Annotated in this window: 12 protein-coding genes and 2 pseudogenes; 8 read left to right on the top strand and 6 right to left on the bottom strand. The window is 51.9% G+C overall.

Annotated features, from left to right (window positions below; translation table 11 throughout):
- The first annotated feature begins 11 nt into the window (after nucleotides 1-11).
- The 5 genes and pseudogenes from PGY33_RS03780 to PGY33_RS03760 all read left to right on the top strand — a co-directional run bounded on the left by PGY33_RS03780 (nucleotide 12) and on the right by PGY33_RS03760 (nucleotide 5,038).
- Nucleotides 12-167, top strand: a complete 156-nt coding sequence (locus PGY33_RS03780; protein WP_199667381.1) for a hypothetical protein — start codon at nucleotides 12-14, stop codon at nucleotides 165-167.
- A 14-nt stretch (nucleotides 168-181) separates the two neighbouring features.
- Nucleotides 182-583 (top strand): annotated as a pseudogene (locus PGY33_RS03775) (MobQ family relaxase); the annotation flags it as partial.
- A 128-nt stretch (nucleotides 584-711) separates the two neighbouring features.
- On the top strand, nucleotides 712-3,855 hold the full coding sequence (locus PGY33_RS03770; protein ID WP_118478682.1) for a DUF3427 domain-containing protein: 3,144 nt from the start codon (nucleotides 712-714) through the stop codon (nucleotides 3,853-3,855).
- A 12-nt stretch (nucleotides 3,856-3,867) separates the two neighbouring features.
- A complete protein-coding gene (locus PGY33_RS03765) occupies nucleotides 3,868-4,269 on the top strand; it encodes a (deoxy)nucleoside triphosphate pyrophosphohydrolase (RefSeq protein WP_110437243.1) in 402 nt (133 codons plus the stop codon).
- A 109-nt stretch (nucleotides 4,270-4,378) separates the two neighbouring features.
- Complete coding sequence (locus tag PGY33_RS03760; RefSeq protein WP_118478680.1) at nucleotides 4,379-5,038, top strand: 4'-phosphopantetheinyl transferase family protein; 660 nt, start codon at nucleotides 4,379-4,381, stop codon at nucleotides 5,036-5,038.
- A gap of 333 nt (nucleotides 5,039-5,371) precedes the next feature.
- Here the strand turns inward: PGY33_RS03760 and PGY33_RS03755 are convergent, their stop codons facing one another.
- From PGY33_RS03755 to PGY33_RS03745, 3 genes are read right to left on the bottom strand one after another with little or no spacing between them, the layout of a single operon-like run.
- Nucleotides 5,372-5,626, bottom strand: coding sequence for a TIGR03905 family TSCPD domain-containing protein (locus PGY33_RS03755; RefSeq protein ID WP_118478678.1), 255 nt, complete (start codon nucleotides 5,624-5,626; stop codon nucleotides 5,372-5,374).
- 25 nt (nucleotides 5,627-5,651) lie between these two features.
- On the bottom strand, nucleotides 5,652-6,356 hold the full coding sequence (locus PGY33_RS03750) for an HAD family hydrolase (protein WP_117751308.1): 705 nt from the start codon (nucleotides 6,354-6,356) through the stop codon (nucleotides 5,652-5,654).
- A 7-nt stretch (nucleotides 6,357-6,363) separates the two neighbouring features.
- Nucleotides 6,364-6,924, bottom strand: a complete 561-nt coding sequence (locus PGY33_RS03745) for a TIGR01440 family protein (protein ID WP_117491574.1) — start codon at nucleotides 6,922-6,924, stop codon at nucleotides 6,364-6,366.
- Nucleotides 6,925-7,116: 192 nt separating this feature from the next.
- Here PGY33_RS03745 and PGY33_RS03740 point away from each other — a divergent pair, with 192 nt between their 5' ends.
- The 3 genes and pseudogenes from PGY33_RS03740 to PGY33_RS03730 all read left to right on the top strand — a co-directional run.
- Nucleotides 7,117-7,296, top strand: a complete 180-nt coding sequence (locus PGY33_RS03740) for a spore coat associated protein CotJA (RefSeq protein ID WP_118360178.1) — start codon at nucleotides 7,117-7,119, stop codon at nucleotides 7,294-7,296.
- On the top strand, nucleotides 7,293-7,550 hold the full coding sequence (locus PGY33_RS03735; RefSeq protein WP_117491587.1) for a spore coat protein CotJB: 258 nt from the start codon (nucleotides 7,293-7,295) through the stop codon (nucleotides 7,548-7,550). The genes PGY33_RS03740 and PGY33_RS03735 overlap by 4 nt, the downstream gene beginning before the upstream one ends.
- Nucleotides 7,550-7,957, top strand: a pseudogene (locus PGY33_RS03730) (manganese catalase family protein); the annotation flags it as partial. The gene PGY33_RS03735 and the pseudogene PGY33_RS03730, both read left to right, overlap by 1 nt.
- Before the next feature lie 110 nt (nucleotides 7,958-8,067).
- On the opposite strand, the gene PGY33_RS03725 reads toward PGY33_RS03730, so the two are convergent.
- The 3 genes from PGY33_RS03725 to PGY33_RS03715 all read right to left on the bottom strand — a co-directional run bounded on the left by PGY33_RS03725 (nucleotide 8,068) and on the right by PGY33_RS03715 (nucleotide 14,752).
- Nucleotides 8,068-9,624, bottom strand: coding sequence for a recombinase family protein (locus PGY33_RS03725; protein ID WP_118360179.1), 1,557 nt, complete (start codon nucleotides 9,622-9,624; stop codon nucleotides 8,068-8,070).
- Nucleotides 9,625-9,693: 69 nt separating this feature from the next.
- Nucleotides 9,694-9,843 carry a hypothetical protein gene (locus tag PGY33_RS03720; protein WP_188885711.1) on the bottom strand — a complete coding sequence of 50 codons (150 nt, stop codon included), beginning with the start codon at nucleotides 9,841-9,843 and terminating at the stop codon, nucleotides 9,694-9,696.
- A 94-nt stretch (nucleotides 9,844-9,937) separates the two neighbouring features.
- Complete coding sequence (locus PGY33_RS03715; protein ID WP_270477425.1) at nucleotides 9,938-14,752, bottom strand: isopeptide-forming domain-containing fimbrial protein; 4,815 nt, start codon at nucleotides 14,750-14,752, stop codon at nucleotides 9,938-9,940.
- Nucleotides 14,753-14,755: the final 3 nt, after the last annotated feature.

The following is a 14,755-nucleotide window of genomic DNA, read 5'->3' as shown; positions in this document are numbered from 1 at the left end:
GAAGGTTATGCGTGAAGTGGGGCTTCGTTGATATGGATGCGTATGAACAGGAATACCGCTTCTGCTATTTTGCCCGATGTCCTTACGAAAAGACGGATATGACTTTCCGCAGCATTTCGCTGACAATAGAAAGTTTTCCGCAGAAAGAAGGTGGTGAAGCCGTGTGAGTTTTGATTATTTTTACGGTCAGCAAGGCGTGGATTTACTTCCCACTATCCATGAAGGCGCAACCGTCCGGGCAATGGAGAAGAAAGGTATCCGCACCGAGAAAGGCGAGTTCAACCGCTGAATCAAAGCCACCAACGCCGTAATCCGGGACCTCAAGAAGAAAATCGCTCTCCTGTTCGATTGGATTGCCGAAGCAAAAGCAGAGCTTGCCAAGCCGCAGGCACCCGACCTTGTTTCTCTGCTGAACGCCTATTACACCCAGCGCAAAGCCGGGGCGTATTCCCATAAAGGTAAAATCAGCAATCTAAAGGAGATGAATGATACCTTCAATTATCTCCGGGTAAACGGCATTTATTCACTTGAAGATTTGGAACACCGTGTCAGCGAACACAGTGCTGCCACAGAGAGCTTGAAGGTTGGACGCTGATGAATGGATTGATTTTCCTTACGGTTTAGAGTACAATAAAATTGTCGAAATTACACAAAACAGTTCAAGGAATAACACCTATTACGAATTACGCTATCGCACAGGAGACTTCTTTCATGCTTAAACAAGGCCTTTACGAGCAAGTAGTGAATACCGAAATCAAAGATGAGCTGCGTCAGCTTCCGGAAGGCAGCAAGCATGTCGAGAAAATCGATGCTGCCGAGTCCTCCGCGGTCTTAACGCAGTACCTGTCCGAAGTCGTTCACAAAGGTCTTGACCGCATTGCCGGTGACGATATTTCTGCGCAGTTAAATCTGGTCAACAAAATTGTTGATCTGATTTCGCAGGAGACAGCGCAGGACGACCTGCGCGATCTTACTGTGGACGATGAGGGCGAGCAGTTATTCGCATTGCTGTCCCGCGATGATCCTATGATGCGCATCGGCCAGAAAAAAGCAAAGGACCTCCCCCGCCCCGAAACATCGATTGCTCAAAGCAGCTTATTTACCGGAGCAGTTCATGAGCCGCAGATGTTTTCCGAGCTGAAGAAAGAAATCGCCTCCGCAGACCGCATTGATATGCTGGTTTCGTTTGTCAAATGGAGCGGTCTTCGTTTAATCATCGATGATCTTCAGCATTTTGCGGAACGCGGCGGCAGGCTCCGCGTTATTACAACAACCTACATGGGCGCAACGGACGTGAAAGCGGTGGAGGCGCTTCGCAATCTCCCCAACACAGAAATCCGTGTGTCTTACGATACCGAGCGTACCAGGCTTCATGCAAAGGCGTATATGTTCTATCGTGAAACCGGCTTTACCACGGCGTATGTCGGTTCTTCCAACCTCTCCAATCCGGCTATGTCCAGCGGACTGGAATGGAATGTTAAGCTGACAACCAAGGATATGCTGCCGACCATTCAGAAGATGGAGGCAACCTTCGATAGTTATTGGAACACCGCCAGCTTTGAAGTCTATGAGGATGGGTGCAGGGAAAGACTGGAGCGTGCACTGTCAACAAACGGCAAGACCAATCCGACAAGCGAGATGCAGTTCGTTTTCGATATTCGGCCCTACCCATACCAGCAGGAGATTTTGGATCGCCTGCAGGCAGAGCGCGAGGTTCGCGGCTATTACCGCAATCTTGTCGTTGCAGCAACCGGCACCGGAAAAACCTTAATCTCTGCCTTTGATTACCGACGGTTCTGCAAAGCCTTTTCCGGCTCGAAGCCTCGTCTGCTGTTTGTCGTTCATCGAGAGGAAATTCTGAAACAGAGCCGAAGTGCCTTCCGCGCTGTATTAAAGGACCCCAATTTCGGAGAGCTTTTTGTGGGCAGCTTCAAGCCGAGCAGCCTGGAGCATCTATTTATTTCAGTGCAGACATTAGCTTCTCAGAAGCTGTATGACTTTCTCCCGGAGGACTATTACGATTTCATCATTGTGGACGAGTTCCATCATGCAGCAGCACCTACCTATCAAGGACTGCTGAACCACTTCAAGCCGAAAATCTTATTGGGTCTGACCGCAACGCCGGAACGTATGGATGGAAAAAACGTTCTGGATTACTTTAATGGCCGCATTGCATCTGAAATTCGACTGCCGGAGGCAATCGAGCGCAAGCTGCTCTGCCCGTTCCAATACTTCGGCGTTTCCGATGATGTCGACCTATCCAATATTCGCTGGACGCGCGGCGGTTATGATAAAGCTGAGCTTAACAACGTATTTTCTCTGAACCGTGCTGTCGCTGAAAAGCGCGCCGGCCATATTGTCAATTCTCTCTACCGGTATGTAACCGACATCAATAAGGTTCGCGGTCTTGGGTTTTGCGTCTCTGTCGAGCATGCTAAATTCATGGAGGAATATTTCTCATCGAAGGGTATCCCCTGCATGTCCCTTACCGGTACTTCCAGCGATAAGGAACGAAATGAAGCCAGACAGTGTCTGGTTTCCGGTGAAATCCGCTTTATCTTTGTTGTAGATTTGTATAACGAGGGCGTTGATATTCCCGAAATTGACACCATCCTCTTTCTGCGCCCTACCGAGTCACTCACGATTTTCTTACAGCAGCTTGGCCGCGGTCTGCGTCTCTCGGAAGGAAAAGAATGCCTGACCGTTTTGGATTTCATCGGTCAGGCAAACAAGAAATACAATTTTGAAGAAAAGTTTGCCGCACTGCTCTCTCACAGCAATCACAGCATGCAGTACGAGGTGAAAAAGGGCTTTGTATCACTGCCGAAGGGCTGCTATATCCAGCTGGAAAAGAAGGCTTCCGAAGTCATTCTGGCGAATATTCGCCGCTCCTTCGGTGACCGTGCCGGTCTGATTGCGCGTATCGAAACCTTCACACAGGACAGCGGCCTTCCCCTTTCCTTGAAGAATTTCATCGGCTACTATCACCTCGACCCGCGGTCTATCTACGGTAAATTCTCTTTCTCCCGTCTCTGTGCAGATGCAGGCGTCCTTGATGATTTTGCCGAGCCTGCCGAAAGCATTCTGACAAAGGCGTTCAGCAAGCTGGTTTCTGTGGATTCCCGGCGCTGGATTACGTTCCTGATGGATATTCTTCCGCGCTTCTCCTGTGAACTTGCGGCTTCACTTTTCGATTTTGAAAAACGTATGCTTCAAATGTTCTACATCACCGTATTTCAGGAGGCGGCTGACTGGAGTTCCCATACTACGAAAGCCAACATGCAGCTGCTCGCGGACAGCCCGATTATGATGCACGAACTGTATGAGCTTCTGGCGCTCAATCTGGAACGTATTGACTTTATCGATCAGCCTGTCCCGCTTGGCTTTGATTGTCCGCTGGACCTGCATTGCACCTATACCAGAGATCAAATTCTGATTGCAATGGACTATATGACGCCGAAAAATGTGCGGGAGGGTGTCAAGTGGCTGCCGGACAAGCAGGTCGATGTGTTCTTTATCACGCTCAACAAGGCGGACAAGGACTACTCCCCGACTACCATGTACAACGACTATTCGATCAACGAAAGCCTGTTCCATTGGCAAAGTCAAAGCACGACCTCCGATACGGCAAGCACCGGTCAGCGTTATATCAACCACCGGCAGCGCGGCAGCAAGGTCGTTCTCTTTGTGCGGGAGTTCAAGCAGGATGGCATTGGTGCTGCACCGTATACCTGTCTCGGAACGGCAGCCTATGTGAAGCATACCGGCAGTAAACCGATGAATATTACATGGCATCTGGACCAGCCGATTCCGGCGAAGTATCTTCGCAAGACGAACAAGCTGGTAGTCGGATAAGGAAGGCATTTTATGAAAACAATTCGAGTGGTCGCCGCAGTCATTCGTGATGGCGAAAAAATCTTTGCTACCATGCGCGGCTACGGTGACTTTAGGGGACTGTGGGAATTTCCCGGCGGAAAAATCGAGTCTGGCGAAACACCGCAGGAGGCCTTAAAAAGAGAAATCCGGGAAGAACTGGCCTCCGAGATTTCGGTTGGCGAGTTGATTGATACCGTTGAATTTGATTATCCGACCTTTCACCTTTCAATGGATTGCTTCTGGTGTCAGCTGATTCGCGGTAATCTTGAACTGTTAGAGGCCGCCGAAGCGCGATGGCTGACCAAGGAAACACTGAAAAGCGTGGATTGGCTGCCGGCTGATTCAGGGCTGATTGAAAAGATTGAGAAAGCGCTCGCTTTGCTGCCATCTTGAACTGTAATGCAAGGCGGTGCAGCCATCATCTGCGCAGTCTTTCCGAACTGATGCATTTATTCGTTAATCAGACAGCAAATCACATGAATGTTGCAAGAGGAGCATTACTTTGACCCATCTTTTCGCCCTGTCCACAGCGGCCGCCGATATTATGAATATTTCGCTTCGTTCCCGCCTGTCCACCGCGCGGCTGACGTATATCGACAGCCTGCACGGCACCTCCCGTCAGCAGAGCTTCACCGCTTCCCTGCTGCTGGATGAGGCAATCCGCCTTTGCTGTCCGTCCGTGCCGCGCCCGCTCGACATTGCCGCGAACGAGAACGGCAAGCCGTATCTGACCGCCGCGCCGGATGTTCATTTCAGCCTGTCGCATTCCGCCGCATGGGCAGTCTGTGCGGTGAGCGACCACCCGGTCGGCGTAGACATTCAGCAGTGCCGCTCCTTCAAACCCAATATTGCCGACCGCTTCTTCCACCCCGATGAGGTGCAGTATCTGTCCTCGCTCTCGCCTGCCGAGCGCGAAAACGCGTTCTACACGCTGTGGGCGCTCAAGGAAAGCTACGTCAAGGCCGACGGCCGCGGTCTGCGGCTGCTGCGGCAGTTCTGCGTAGATATCGCCTGTCAGCCGCCGGCAATCACCATCGGCGCACCCGGCTCCCTGTTTGTGCCGGATTTTCCCGATCCCGCCTACAGGCTCGGCGTATGCGTGCAGAAAAAAAACGAGAAATCGCCCGCTCTAACCGTTTTACCGCAGCTTTTCACCCCATAAAACGCAAAAAGAACCGATACCATAAGGTATCGGTTCTTTGAGGCTGTCGCGAAACTACAGTTTCGCCGACAAGCAGGAACGGACCATGGGCCGTTCCAAAGTCGTCCGAAAGTTCCTATACAGAAACTTTCTCCCTCCAGAAGTTCAAAAGGGGCGCTATCCTTGCGCGGCTTCTCGGCCGCGCTGCGCTGATACATGCTCCCCCTTTTTGAGCATTTGCAGAGCAAATGCTATTTCATGCGCGCTGCCGCGCGAAATGCTGAAAAATGCTGACTATACGACTTTTTCGACAGACAGAAAGAACCGATACCATAAGGTATCGGTTCTTTCTGTTTATTCAGACTCTTTCGCCTTGCGGACCGCTGTTGCCAACTGATCCGAGCAGCTTGTGCCGCGTCCGCTGCACGAAATGCCCTTGAAGTAGCCTTCAATCTGCTCCACGGTCATGCCCTCGACCACGCGGCTGATCGCCTGCAGGTTGCCGTTGCAGCCGCCCTTGAAGGATACGTTGTGCACGGTATCACCGTCCAGATCGAACGAAATATTCATCGAACATACGCCGTGCGGCTTGTAGTCAAAATGCTGCATGTCTTTCCTTGTCCTCCCTAACTGATCAGAGCAAAGTGCGGATATGCGCCGCTGCCTGCTCGAATGTGCTTACCTCGGTGTAGGACAGCTCACCGACCGGTTTCGGCTTGTCCGTCCAGTTGAGCCACACGCCGTCAATGCCGACGTCGAGCGCGCCCTGAATATCGTGCGTGAAGTTGTCGCCAACCATGACGGTCTCCTCCGGCAGACAGCGGCATTTGTGCATCGCCAGCCAGAAGATCGCCGAACCCGGCTTATCCACACCGGCTTCCTCACTCGTAACAAGGCAGTCCACCTTGTCGGCAATGCCGAGGTACTCCAGCTTTTCCATCTGGATATCCGCCAGCATATTGGTGCAGATGGCCACCTTAACGCCCGCCGCACGCAGCTCATCCAAAAACTCAGCCACGCCCGGGCGCAAGGTCATCTTGGCGAACACCGCATCCCAGTACACGCGGAATGCCTCGCGCGAATAGCGAACGGCGTTCAGGCCCATGCGCTCGAGTGCACCCTGTGCAAACAGCACACGGTCATGCGTAGGCGGCATGGCAGGCTGCTGCCGTGCCAGACGCTTGCGGTTGACGCGGAATGCGTCCGCGAACCCCTTGCCTTTGTCTCCAAACGTGCTGATGGCCCACTCCTCCAGCTTTTCGTAGGCGTAGGCGTCCCCGGCCTGAAAACTGGTGTATAACGTGTCATCCAGATCGAAAAAAACTGCTTTTAATCCCATAAAATCCTCACAAAAGTTTTTCGTTATAGACTGCGCGGCTGCCGCCTACAAACTTCGGACGGCGGCGTGCGCACAGCAGAACGGCTTCGCCGATCTTTTTGGTCTCAATGCGCAGCGGTACGACCACCGGCTTGATGTGCATGCCGATCAGCGTTCCGCCGATGTCCATGCCCGCAGAGGCGCTCTGCTTGAGCGACTCAACCGCCACCGGATCATCAAAGCGCTTGTACGCGGTCGTGCCGAACGAACCGCCTGCCTTGGGCTGCGGAACGACGTTGACCTCCTCCAGACCGAACTGCTCTGCCACAGCACGCTCCACGATCAGCGCACGATTGAGGTGCTCGCAGCACTGTGCCGCCAGCTCCACGCCGTGCTCATGCAGTACGCTGTGAATGCCCTCGAATACCGCTTCGGCTACCTCTACACTGGAATGCGTGCCGATCTTCTCGCCCAGGATTTCACTTGACGAGCAGCCGACCACAAACAGGTCGCCGATCTTCAGCTTGGCTGCCTCGCAAACCTGCTCTGCCGCCTTCGCACTTTGTTCTCTGATTTCAGAAAGCTCCATTTTTCATGCCTCCTTTTTATCTATATAGTATAACACAAGTTTGAGAACTTGTTAAGACCCCAGAGCATAGCATGACAATGGAGAATGCAATCATTATAGCTTTGTTATATTGCAGGGCGGGGTGCCCGGCAATATTTCGTTTCATTCATTTTCTATTCTCCATTCTCAATTTTCAATTTACAGGGTGATTTTATGAACAAAAATCCACAGACCAAGGAGAGTATTCCTGCCGGTCTGCTTTCGCTTGCGATGGCCTTTGTGCCGACGCAGGAATTTGATACGCCGTATGATCCGGTGCTCGCGTTCTCGCGCGGCACGATCTTTCCGGCACTCGACAAGCCGTTTCTCGGAGAGGAGGCCGTGCCGCAATGACCGACAAGGAGAAGCTGCTCGGGCGCGTGCGCATGTACGATTTCGCGCTCGTCGAGGTGATCGAGTACCTCGACGGCCATCCGGACAACGCTGCCGCGCTCAAATACTACAACGAAATGCGCACGGCGTTTGACAAGGCCGCCGCTGAGTACGAGGATGCATTCGGTCCGCTGACCGCCCGTGAGGTGGATACCTGCAGCGGACACTGGACGTGGATCGACGATCCGTGGCCGTGGGAAGGAGCTGAGGACTGATGTGGTCATACGATAAACGATTGCAGTTTCCGGTAAAGATCAAGAATCCGAATCCGCAGACCGCCAAAATTGTTATCTCTCAGCTTGGCGGCCCGGACGGCGAGCTGGGTGCGTCCATGCGCTACCTCAACCAGCGGTACGCCATGCCGTATAAGGAATGCAAGGGCATTTTGACGGATATCGGCACGGAAGAACTTGCCCACATGGAGATGATCTCCGCCATCGTGTACCAGCTGACGCGCAATCTCACGCCCGAGCAGATCAAGGAGGGCGGCTTTGACGCCTACTTTGTCGATCACACGACCGGCATTTACCCGCAGTCGGCCTCCGGTGTGCCGTGGAGCGCCGCAACGTTCCAGTCCAAAGGAGACCCGATCACTGATCTGTTTGAGGATATGGCAGCAGAAGCTACACCTTTACAAGAACAATCCTTTAGGCTTTTCGCACCATTTTAGCGTATATATCGCCACATTTCTGTATATTATCATACGCGGTATACTCATTGAATGATAATTGATCAAAAATTCCAATGAATCTCTATGGGAACCGTTTTCGTGCCCTTTGCGCGCCGACCGACAGTCACATAGTCAATCAGCGTATCGACCATCTCACGGTTCAGGTGCTCAATGTTCATGTACTTCTCGACCAGTGCACGGCGGTTATCTCCGATAGCGATTCGCTCCTCAAGTTCTCGCATCTGCTTTTCGCCATCCTCGATCACATGCTCCAGCCGATCACGCTCTCCGGCAAAATCTTTCGACATAGCAAGATAGTCCTGCTCTGTCAGCAGTCCCTTTACCTTGTCGAGGTACAGATTGCGAATGCCTGTTGTATATTCCTCCTGCTTCTGACGATAGGTGTTGATCTCCTTTTGCAGGCATTTCTTCTGTTTCTGCAAATCCTTGCAGAACGCTACGCTCTCGGCCGCTTCATCCTTATCGAGAAATTCCTGCGCCATCCGGTTCAGCTCTTCCAGTACAGCTTCCTCCAAATGGCTGACCGCAATAAACGCACCGGGACAGGCTTCCACAGAGATATGCCGATTCGGACATTGCAGATAGTGCCGGTCCTGCGTCTTGGAGGACCGAAGCGTATAGCCGCAATATGCGCACCGTGCTTTGCGTGCGAAAATACCAATTTTTCCATCACTGAACGGTCTGCTGCGCTCTGCTCGCCGCCGACATACCTTGTTCCACAGTTCCTGGTCAATAATCGGCTCGTGCGTACCACGCACAACATACCACTGATCTTTCGGACGCGGCTTACACTGCTTGGTTTTATACGACACACTGCCATACTTGCCCTGCACCATATTGCCGATGTAAATTTCATTTTCCAGCATATCCGCAATCGCAAAGTATTTCCACAAGGTGCTGTTTTTGCTCACCGCCTGCTTGTAGCGTAAGCCATGCTGTCGTTTGTACTCGGTGGGATTGGGAATCCCGCGTGTGTTCAAAATACGGGCGATCGAAGTTTTCCCATATCCCTGTGCAAATAGATTGAACACCTCACGGACTACTGCTGCCGCTTCTTCGTCTATCAGCAAATGCCCTTTGCGGTCAGGGTCTTTGCGGTAGCCGTACAGTGCAAACGCACCGATATGCAAACCGTTGACACGGCGATTGGTCAGTACGCTGCGAATGTTATCCGACATATCTTCCAGATACCATTCGTTTACAAGACCGTTGATCTGACGTGATTTCTTGTTGCCCTTATTGTCCGTATCCGCATTATCTACAATGCTGACAAAACGGATACCCCAGATAGGAAACAGACCGTGGATATACTTTTCCACCAGTTCCAATTCACGGGTAAAACGTGACTGTGTTTTGCAGAGGATAATATCGAACTTGTGCTGTTCTGCGTCTTTCAGCAGCCGCTTAAACTGCGGCCGCCGCCTGTCTGCACCAGTATAATCATCGTCACTGTAAATCTGATAAACTTCCCACCCCTGTTCTTCTGCATACTGCACCAGCATTGCTTTCTGATTCTGAATGCTGCCCGAATCATCGGTCGCACATAGCTTGTTTTTATCTTCCTCGGATAAACGGCAATAAATTGCTGCTTTTTTCATGTTCTATCCCTCATTCAGATAAGAACAAGCTGTTTCCTACTTTTATTGTAACGCATAACTGCACTTTTGTCATTGCCTTTTCTCCGTAATTTTCGTTTCTGTCCGTTCGATACGATTGATCATCTCTACCCATTTCTCTGTAAATCGTTTCCGGTCGCAGGTTTCCCCTCCATTCTGAAAAACGTGTGTGCAAACCGCTTTGATCTGCTGTTTTGCCATACGGCTTCACCCTTCCTTTCAGAATAGCCTATGTTGCTCTCTGCTAATGTAAAACCCGCCTGCTGCAAAACAGGCGGGTTTTCTCATTCTACTCTCAAATCCAGTATTCGTTGCGGTCGCTGTCCATAATGAAATCATGTTCGTGCGAAACCTCGGTTACAACAGACGAGGGAGCGTCCGCCCATGTGCGGAGATTGCCACTGTAACCCGAAACATCCGGCGAGGTATCACGACCGGTCAGTTGACAAATCACCTTGGCAAATGTTAATCTGGATACATCACCACTCAGACCGGCATTCGTTTTGGTCACATACGAAACCAGCGTGTTCAGCTGACCGGAGGTAGCCCAGATACGCAGATAACCGTTCTTCGAGATCGTATAGTTGATCTCGTAATCATCGCCCTCATCCATGCGAGCGGTATCAAACGCGGACGCAGGCAGAACGCCGATGGAAACGAAATACTTTGCTTCTTCCGGAATATCGTACTTGTATTTCGGAACGGTAGTCGTGCCGCGCGGCAGCCAAGTGTTGCCGCCGTTAGCAATCAGACGATATACAACCGTGCAGGCTTCCTGCAGGGATACGCGATCATTCGGCCGCCACAGGCCGTCCGCGTAACCACCGAACAACTGATAGTGAATATCCGTCAGCACCGGCGTACCGGACGAACCAGACGAAACGACTTCAATCTCCGGCGAACGGCCCGAAGCCGAACCATTGTCACCCGTAGCCGCGGCAAGATTGGTGTACGTCTTGCCGCCCGCATCGGTCTTAAACTCAACCGTGATTTTCACCACGCGCTTTTCGTTCGGCGCAATGTCACCGAGCTCCAGAGTAAACACTTTGCTCCGAAAACTCCATTTGCTGTTCAGAACACCATCCATATAGACGCTATTTTTCAAAACCGGCGTTACCAGTGTGGTGTCCAGCGTATCTTTGAGAATAACCCGTTTCCACGTCTGGTTAGAATCGTTGCCAACCGTGATGGTAAAAGTGGCACGTTTGCGGTCTGCCGAAACGCCAGAACCCACATTCACCACAGTTTTATCAACCTCTTTGGTTACATAAAAATTTGTGTTAACGTCCGGCTGTTCTGCCGTGTCAGGAATCGTTACACCCTTATCCGTTGCCGTACCATGTCCGTTATCGCCATCAAGCGAAACAGTGTTGGTAATCGTTGTACCAGCCGCACTTTCAAGCACCTGCACGTCAAACGTAATGTTCGCCGATTCGCCCGGTTCGAGATCACCTACGAGCACAGACAGCGCATTGCCGCTCAAATGATACAGCGCAAATTCGTTGTTGATATACACGCCGCCCACCAGCTTAACACCAGTCGGGAGGGTATCGGTCATTACGACATTCTTCCATGCGGCAGTTGCCTTGTTGCCGTTCTTTGCAGTGATCGTGTAGGTGAAGGTATCGCCTACATTGGCAGTGGTGACGCTGGCAGTCTTGTTGACAATCGGAGCAGCTTCGCCCTGGTCAATCTGCACGCCGCCATCCGGCATGGGCGTTTCCTTGCCGTTATCATCGAGGATAGCGGTATTGACAATGAACTTGCCCTGCGAACCATCATCTACGGTTACATCGAAGCTAAGAACGGTCTGTGCGCCTGCTGCGATAGCATCCGGCGTGAACGTAATTGTTTTCATCGTAGCATTGTACGAATAATTGACCGTTGCCGAACCATTCTCCTGCACGTTTCCTGCAAAACTTACGCCGTCAGGCAGAACGTCAATCACTTTCATGTTCTCCCAATCAGCGGTAGCTGCTGCGCCATTGGAAAGGCGAATGGAGTAAGTGATCGTATCGCCAACTACTGCTGTGGTCTTGCTTGCGGTCTTGTTGCCCGCATGACCGTCTGCCATGCCATCCTCAATATCCACACCGTTATCCGTACCGCTCTTGTCCGGCGTATTGCTGCCGCTGACGAGGGCGGTATTTTCAATGTGCATACCGTAAGCATCGCTGTTCACAGTTACATCAAAGCGGATAGCCTTGGTCTGGTTCGGCGCGATCTCACCGAGCGATACGGTCAGGGTCTTGCCGGTATTGTCGTACTGATATTCTGCGGAGTAGCCGTCTACGGTTACATTGCCGCGGAAAGTCAGTCCGTTCGGAATGGTATCGGTCATAACCGCGTCGCGGATATTCACATCCGCACCGGTCGCATTCGCTGCGTTTACGGTGTAGGTGATCGTATCGCCAATCTTGGCAGTGGTTTTGTCTGCGGACTTGGAAACGGTCAGCAGCACATCACCGTCCGCGATTGCTACGCCATCGTCCTTGTCCTGCACCGGGTCTGCATTATCAGAGGTCAGCGTTGCAAGGTTCTGGATGGTGGTGTTGTATGCGGATTCGTTTACCGTTGCAGTGAAACCGATAACCTGCTTTGCGTTCGGCTCAATTGTGCCGACATTGACGGTCAGCAGGCGGGTGTTTTCATCGTAGGTGTAATCGTTGGTGTTCTTGCCGTTCAGCGTGACAGAGCCGTATTCAAAGGTCAGTCCAGCCGGAAGAACATCGGTAATAACGCCGTTCTCAACCGGAACAGTTGCGGTATCATCGTTCTTTACGGTCAGCGTGTACGCGATCTTATCGCCCACGTGGGCAGAGGACTTGTTCGCAGACTTGTCGATCTGCGGCTTTGCCTTGCCGTCACCAACGGTTACGCCGTTGTCCTTGCCGCTGGTGTCCGGCGTGTTGTCGGACTTCATAACAGCGGTGTTGTAGATGGTCTTGCCGTAAGCAGCGGTATTGACTACCGCAACGAAGGTTACCGTCGCGCTTTTCTCAATGCCGAGATCACCGACCTTAACGGTCAGCACGCGGGACGCTTCATCATAGCTGTAATCATTGGTCAGCTTGCCGTTCAGTGTAACCGAACCGTACTGCATATCCAGTCCGTTCGGAATGGTATCGGTCAGCACAGCGTCCTTGATTGCCACGCTTGCAAACTCGCCGTTTGCCAGCTTGATGGTGTAAGTCACTTTATCGCCAACATTGGCAGAGGACTTGTCTGCAGTCTTGGTGACTTCCGGCTTGGTCTTGCCGTCACCGATCTCAACGCCCTTGTCCTTGCCCTCGGTGTCCTTGATGTTATCGCCGGAGAGGACAGCAGTGTTGTGTACAGTCTTGCCGTAAGCCGACTTGCTCACGGTCACGGAGAAAGTTACGGTGCGTGCTGCGTTCGGTTTCAAATTGCCGATCTGCACAGACAGCTTTCGGCTGGTGTTGTCATAGCTGTACGGATAGGACTTGCCATCCACCTGCACACTGCCGTCTACGAAGTCAAATTCAGCCGGAATAGTATCTGCCATTTTAGCGTTTTCGATCTCGTAAACAGCACCGTCACCGTTGCCAACCTTGACAGTGTAGGTGATCTTGTCACCGACATTCGCGGTTTCTTTATCCGCAGTCTTGGTCACATACGGCGCGGTATCGCCCTTTTGGACATACACGCCATCGTCCTTATCCTCGTAAATGTTGGTTTTCTTGCCGTCCGCAGCGGTCACATAACCGTTCGTACCCTTGGCAACAGCGGTGTTGTAGATCGTCTGATTGTACATATCGCCGTTGATCTTTGCCTTGAAAGTAACGGTTACGGTCTTGCCAGCGGCAATATCACCGAGGTTTACGGTCAGCGTACCGTTCTTGACGGTATGGGTAGCAGCTACATTGTTCACATAGACGCTGCCCTCAATAAAGGTCATGCCGGATGGAATATTGTCAGTCAGAACAACGCTTTTCCATGCGGAACTTGCCTTTTTATCGTTCGACAGCTTGATCGTGTAGGTGATTTCATCGCCTACCTTTGCGTCCTTGACGCTTGCCGTCTTTTCGATGGACGGGAGCGCGTCACCAGTGCTGTACTTATAAGTGATCGTGCGGATATAGCCACGATACTCATACGCCGGAATGGACTTGGGCGCGGATTCTGCCTTGCCCGCCGTAGTGACAGACTTTGCAATCTCCTTGCCGTTGGTGTCTACGAATTTCTCGACAATGATGTTGTACTTGCCATCGTTGTACTTCGCGTCATGCCATTCTTCGGCGGTATGGGATACCGTTGCTTCCATGAGATCTGTATAGCCCCAGAACGATTCTGCAAGATCGTTGTACGGATTTCGCACATTCAGTGCCTTCAGCTTTTCGCGGGTAACAGTGCGGTTAATCATGCTGTTTACCAGCGTTACGGTTTCGGTTCGGGTGATCTCCTTGTCGGGACGGAAAGTGCCGTCCGGATAGCCCTGAATCCAGCCTACTTCGCTGGCAGCATTGATATAGCTGTACGCCCAGTGACCTTTCTCTACATCCGAGAAAACCTTGCCGCTGGTGTATTTAAGGTTCTGGCAACGCGCCGCCAGTACAGCAAACTCCGCACGACTGATGGGTGCGTTCGGTGCAAAGCTGTCCTTGGACTTGCCTTCCAGCAGCCCGATGTTGTACAGCGTTTCGACCGGCTCATAGAACCAGTTCTTTGCGTTTACATCCTTGAAAGTACCGTTTGACATACGCCGCGTAAAGCTGGGATAATCACCGTCATACAGGCGGTAGAAGATCATAGCAGCTTCGGCGCGGGTCAGATCACCGTTCGGGTGTACGCCCTTGTCGGGATAACCGATGATGTAGGTCAAGTCCTTATGCGAATACACATACTCAACGCTTTCGGTATAATCCGCGTAGGTGTAGTTTGTGATCGTCTGCGGGGACTTTTCCTCGTGCGTGACGCTGTATGTCTGCTTTTCGGCAATCTCCTTGCCGTTTTCTGCGTCAAGATATTTTGCTGTCACCGAGGACAGCGTGCTTGCAGACTTCGTGCTGACGGCAAACGAACTTGGGATAATCGTTGCCGCCATCGCCAGCGACAATCCCGCTGAGATGATTCGCTTTATAATTGACATTGT

Origin of the sequence: Butyricicoccus sp. AF18-9LB, assembly GCF_027684505.1 — a bacterium.
In the GTDB taxonomy this organism is placed as follows: domain Bacteria; phylum Bacillota; class Clostridia; order Oscillospirales; family Butyricicoccaceae; genus Agathobaculum; species Agathobaculum butyriciproducens.
This window is presented reverse-complemented; position numbering and strand designations above follow the sequence as displayed.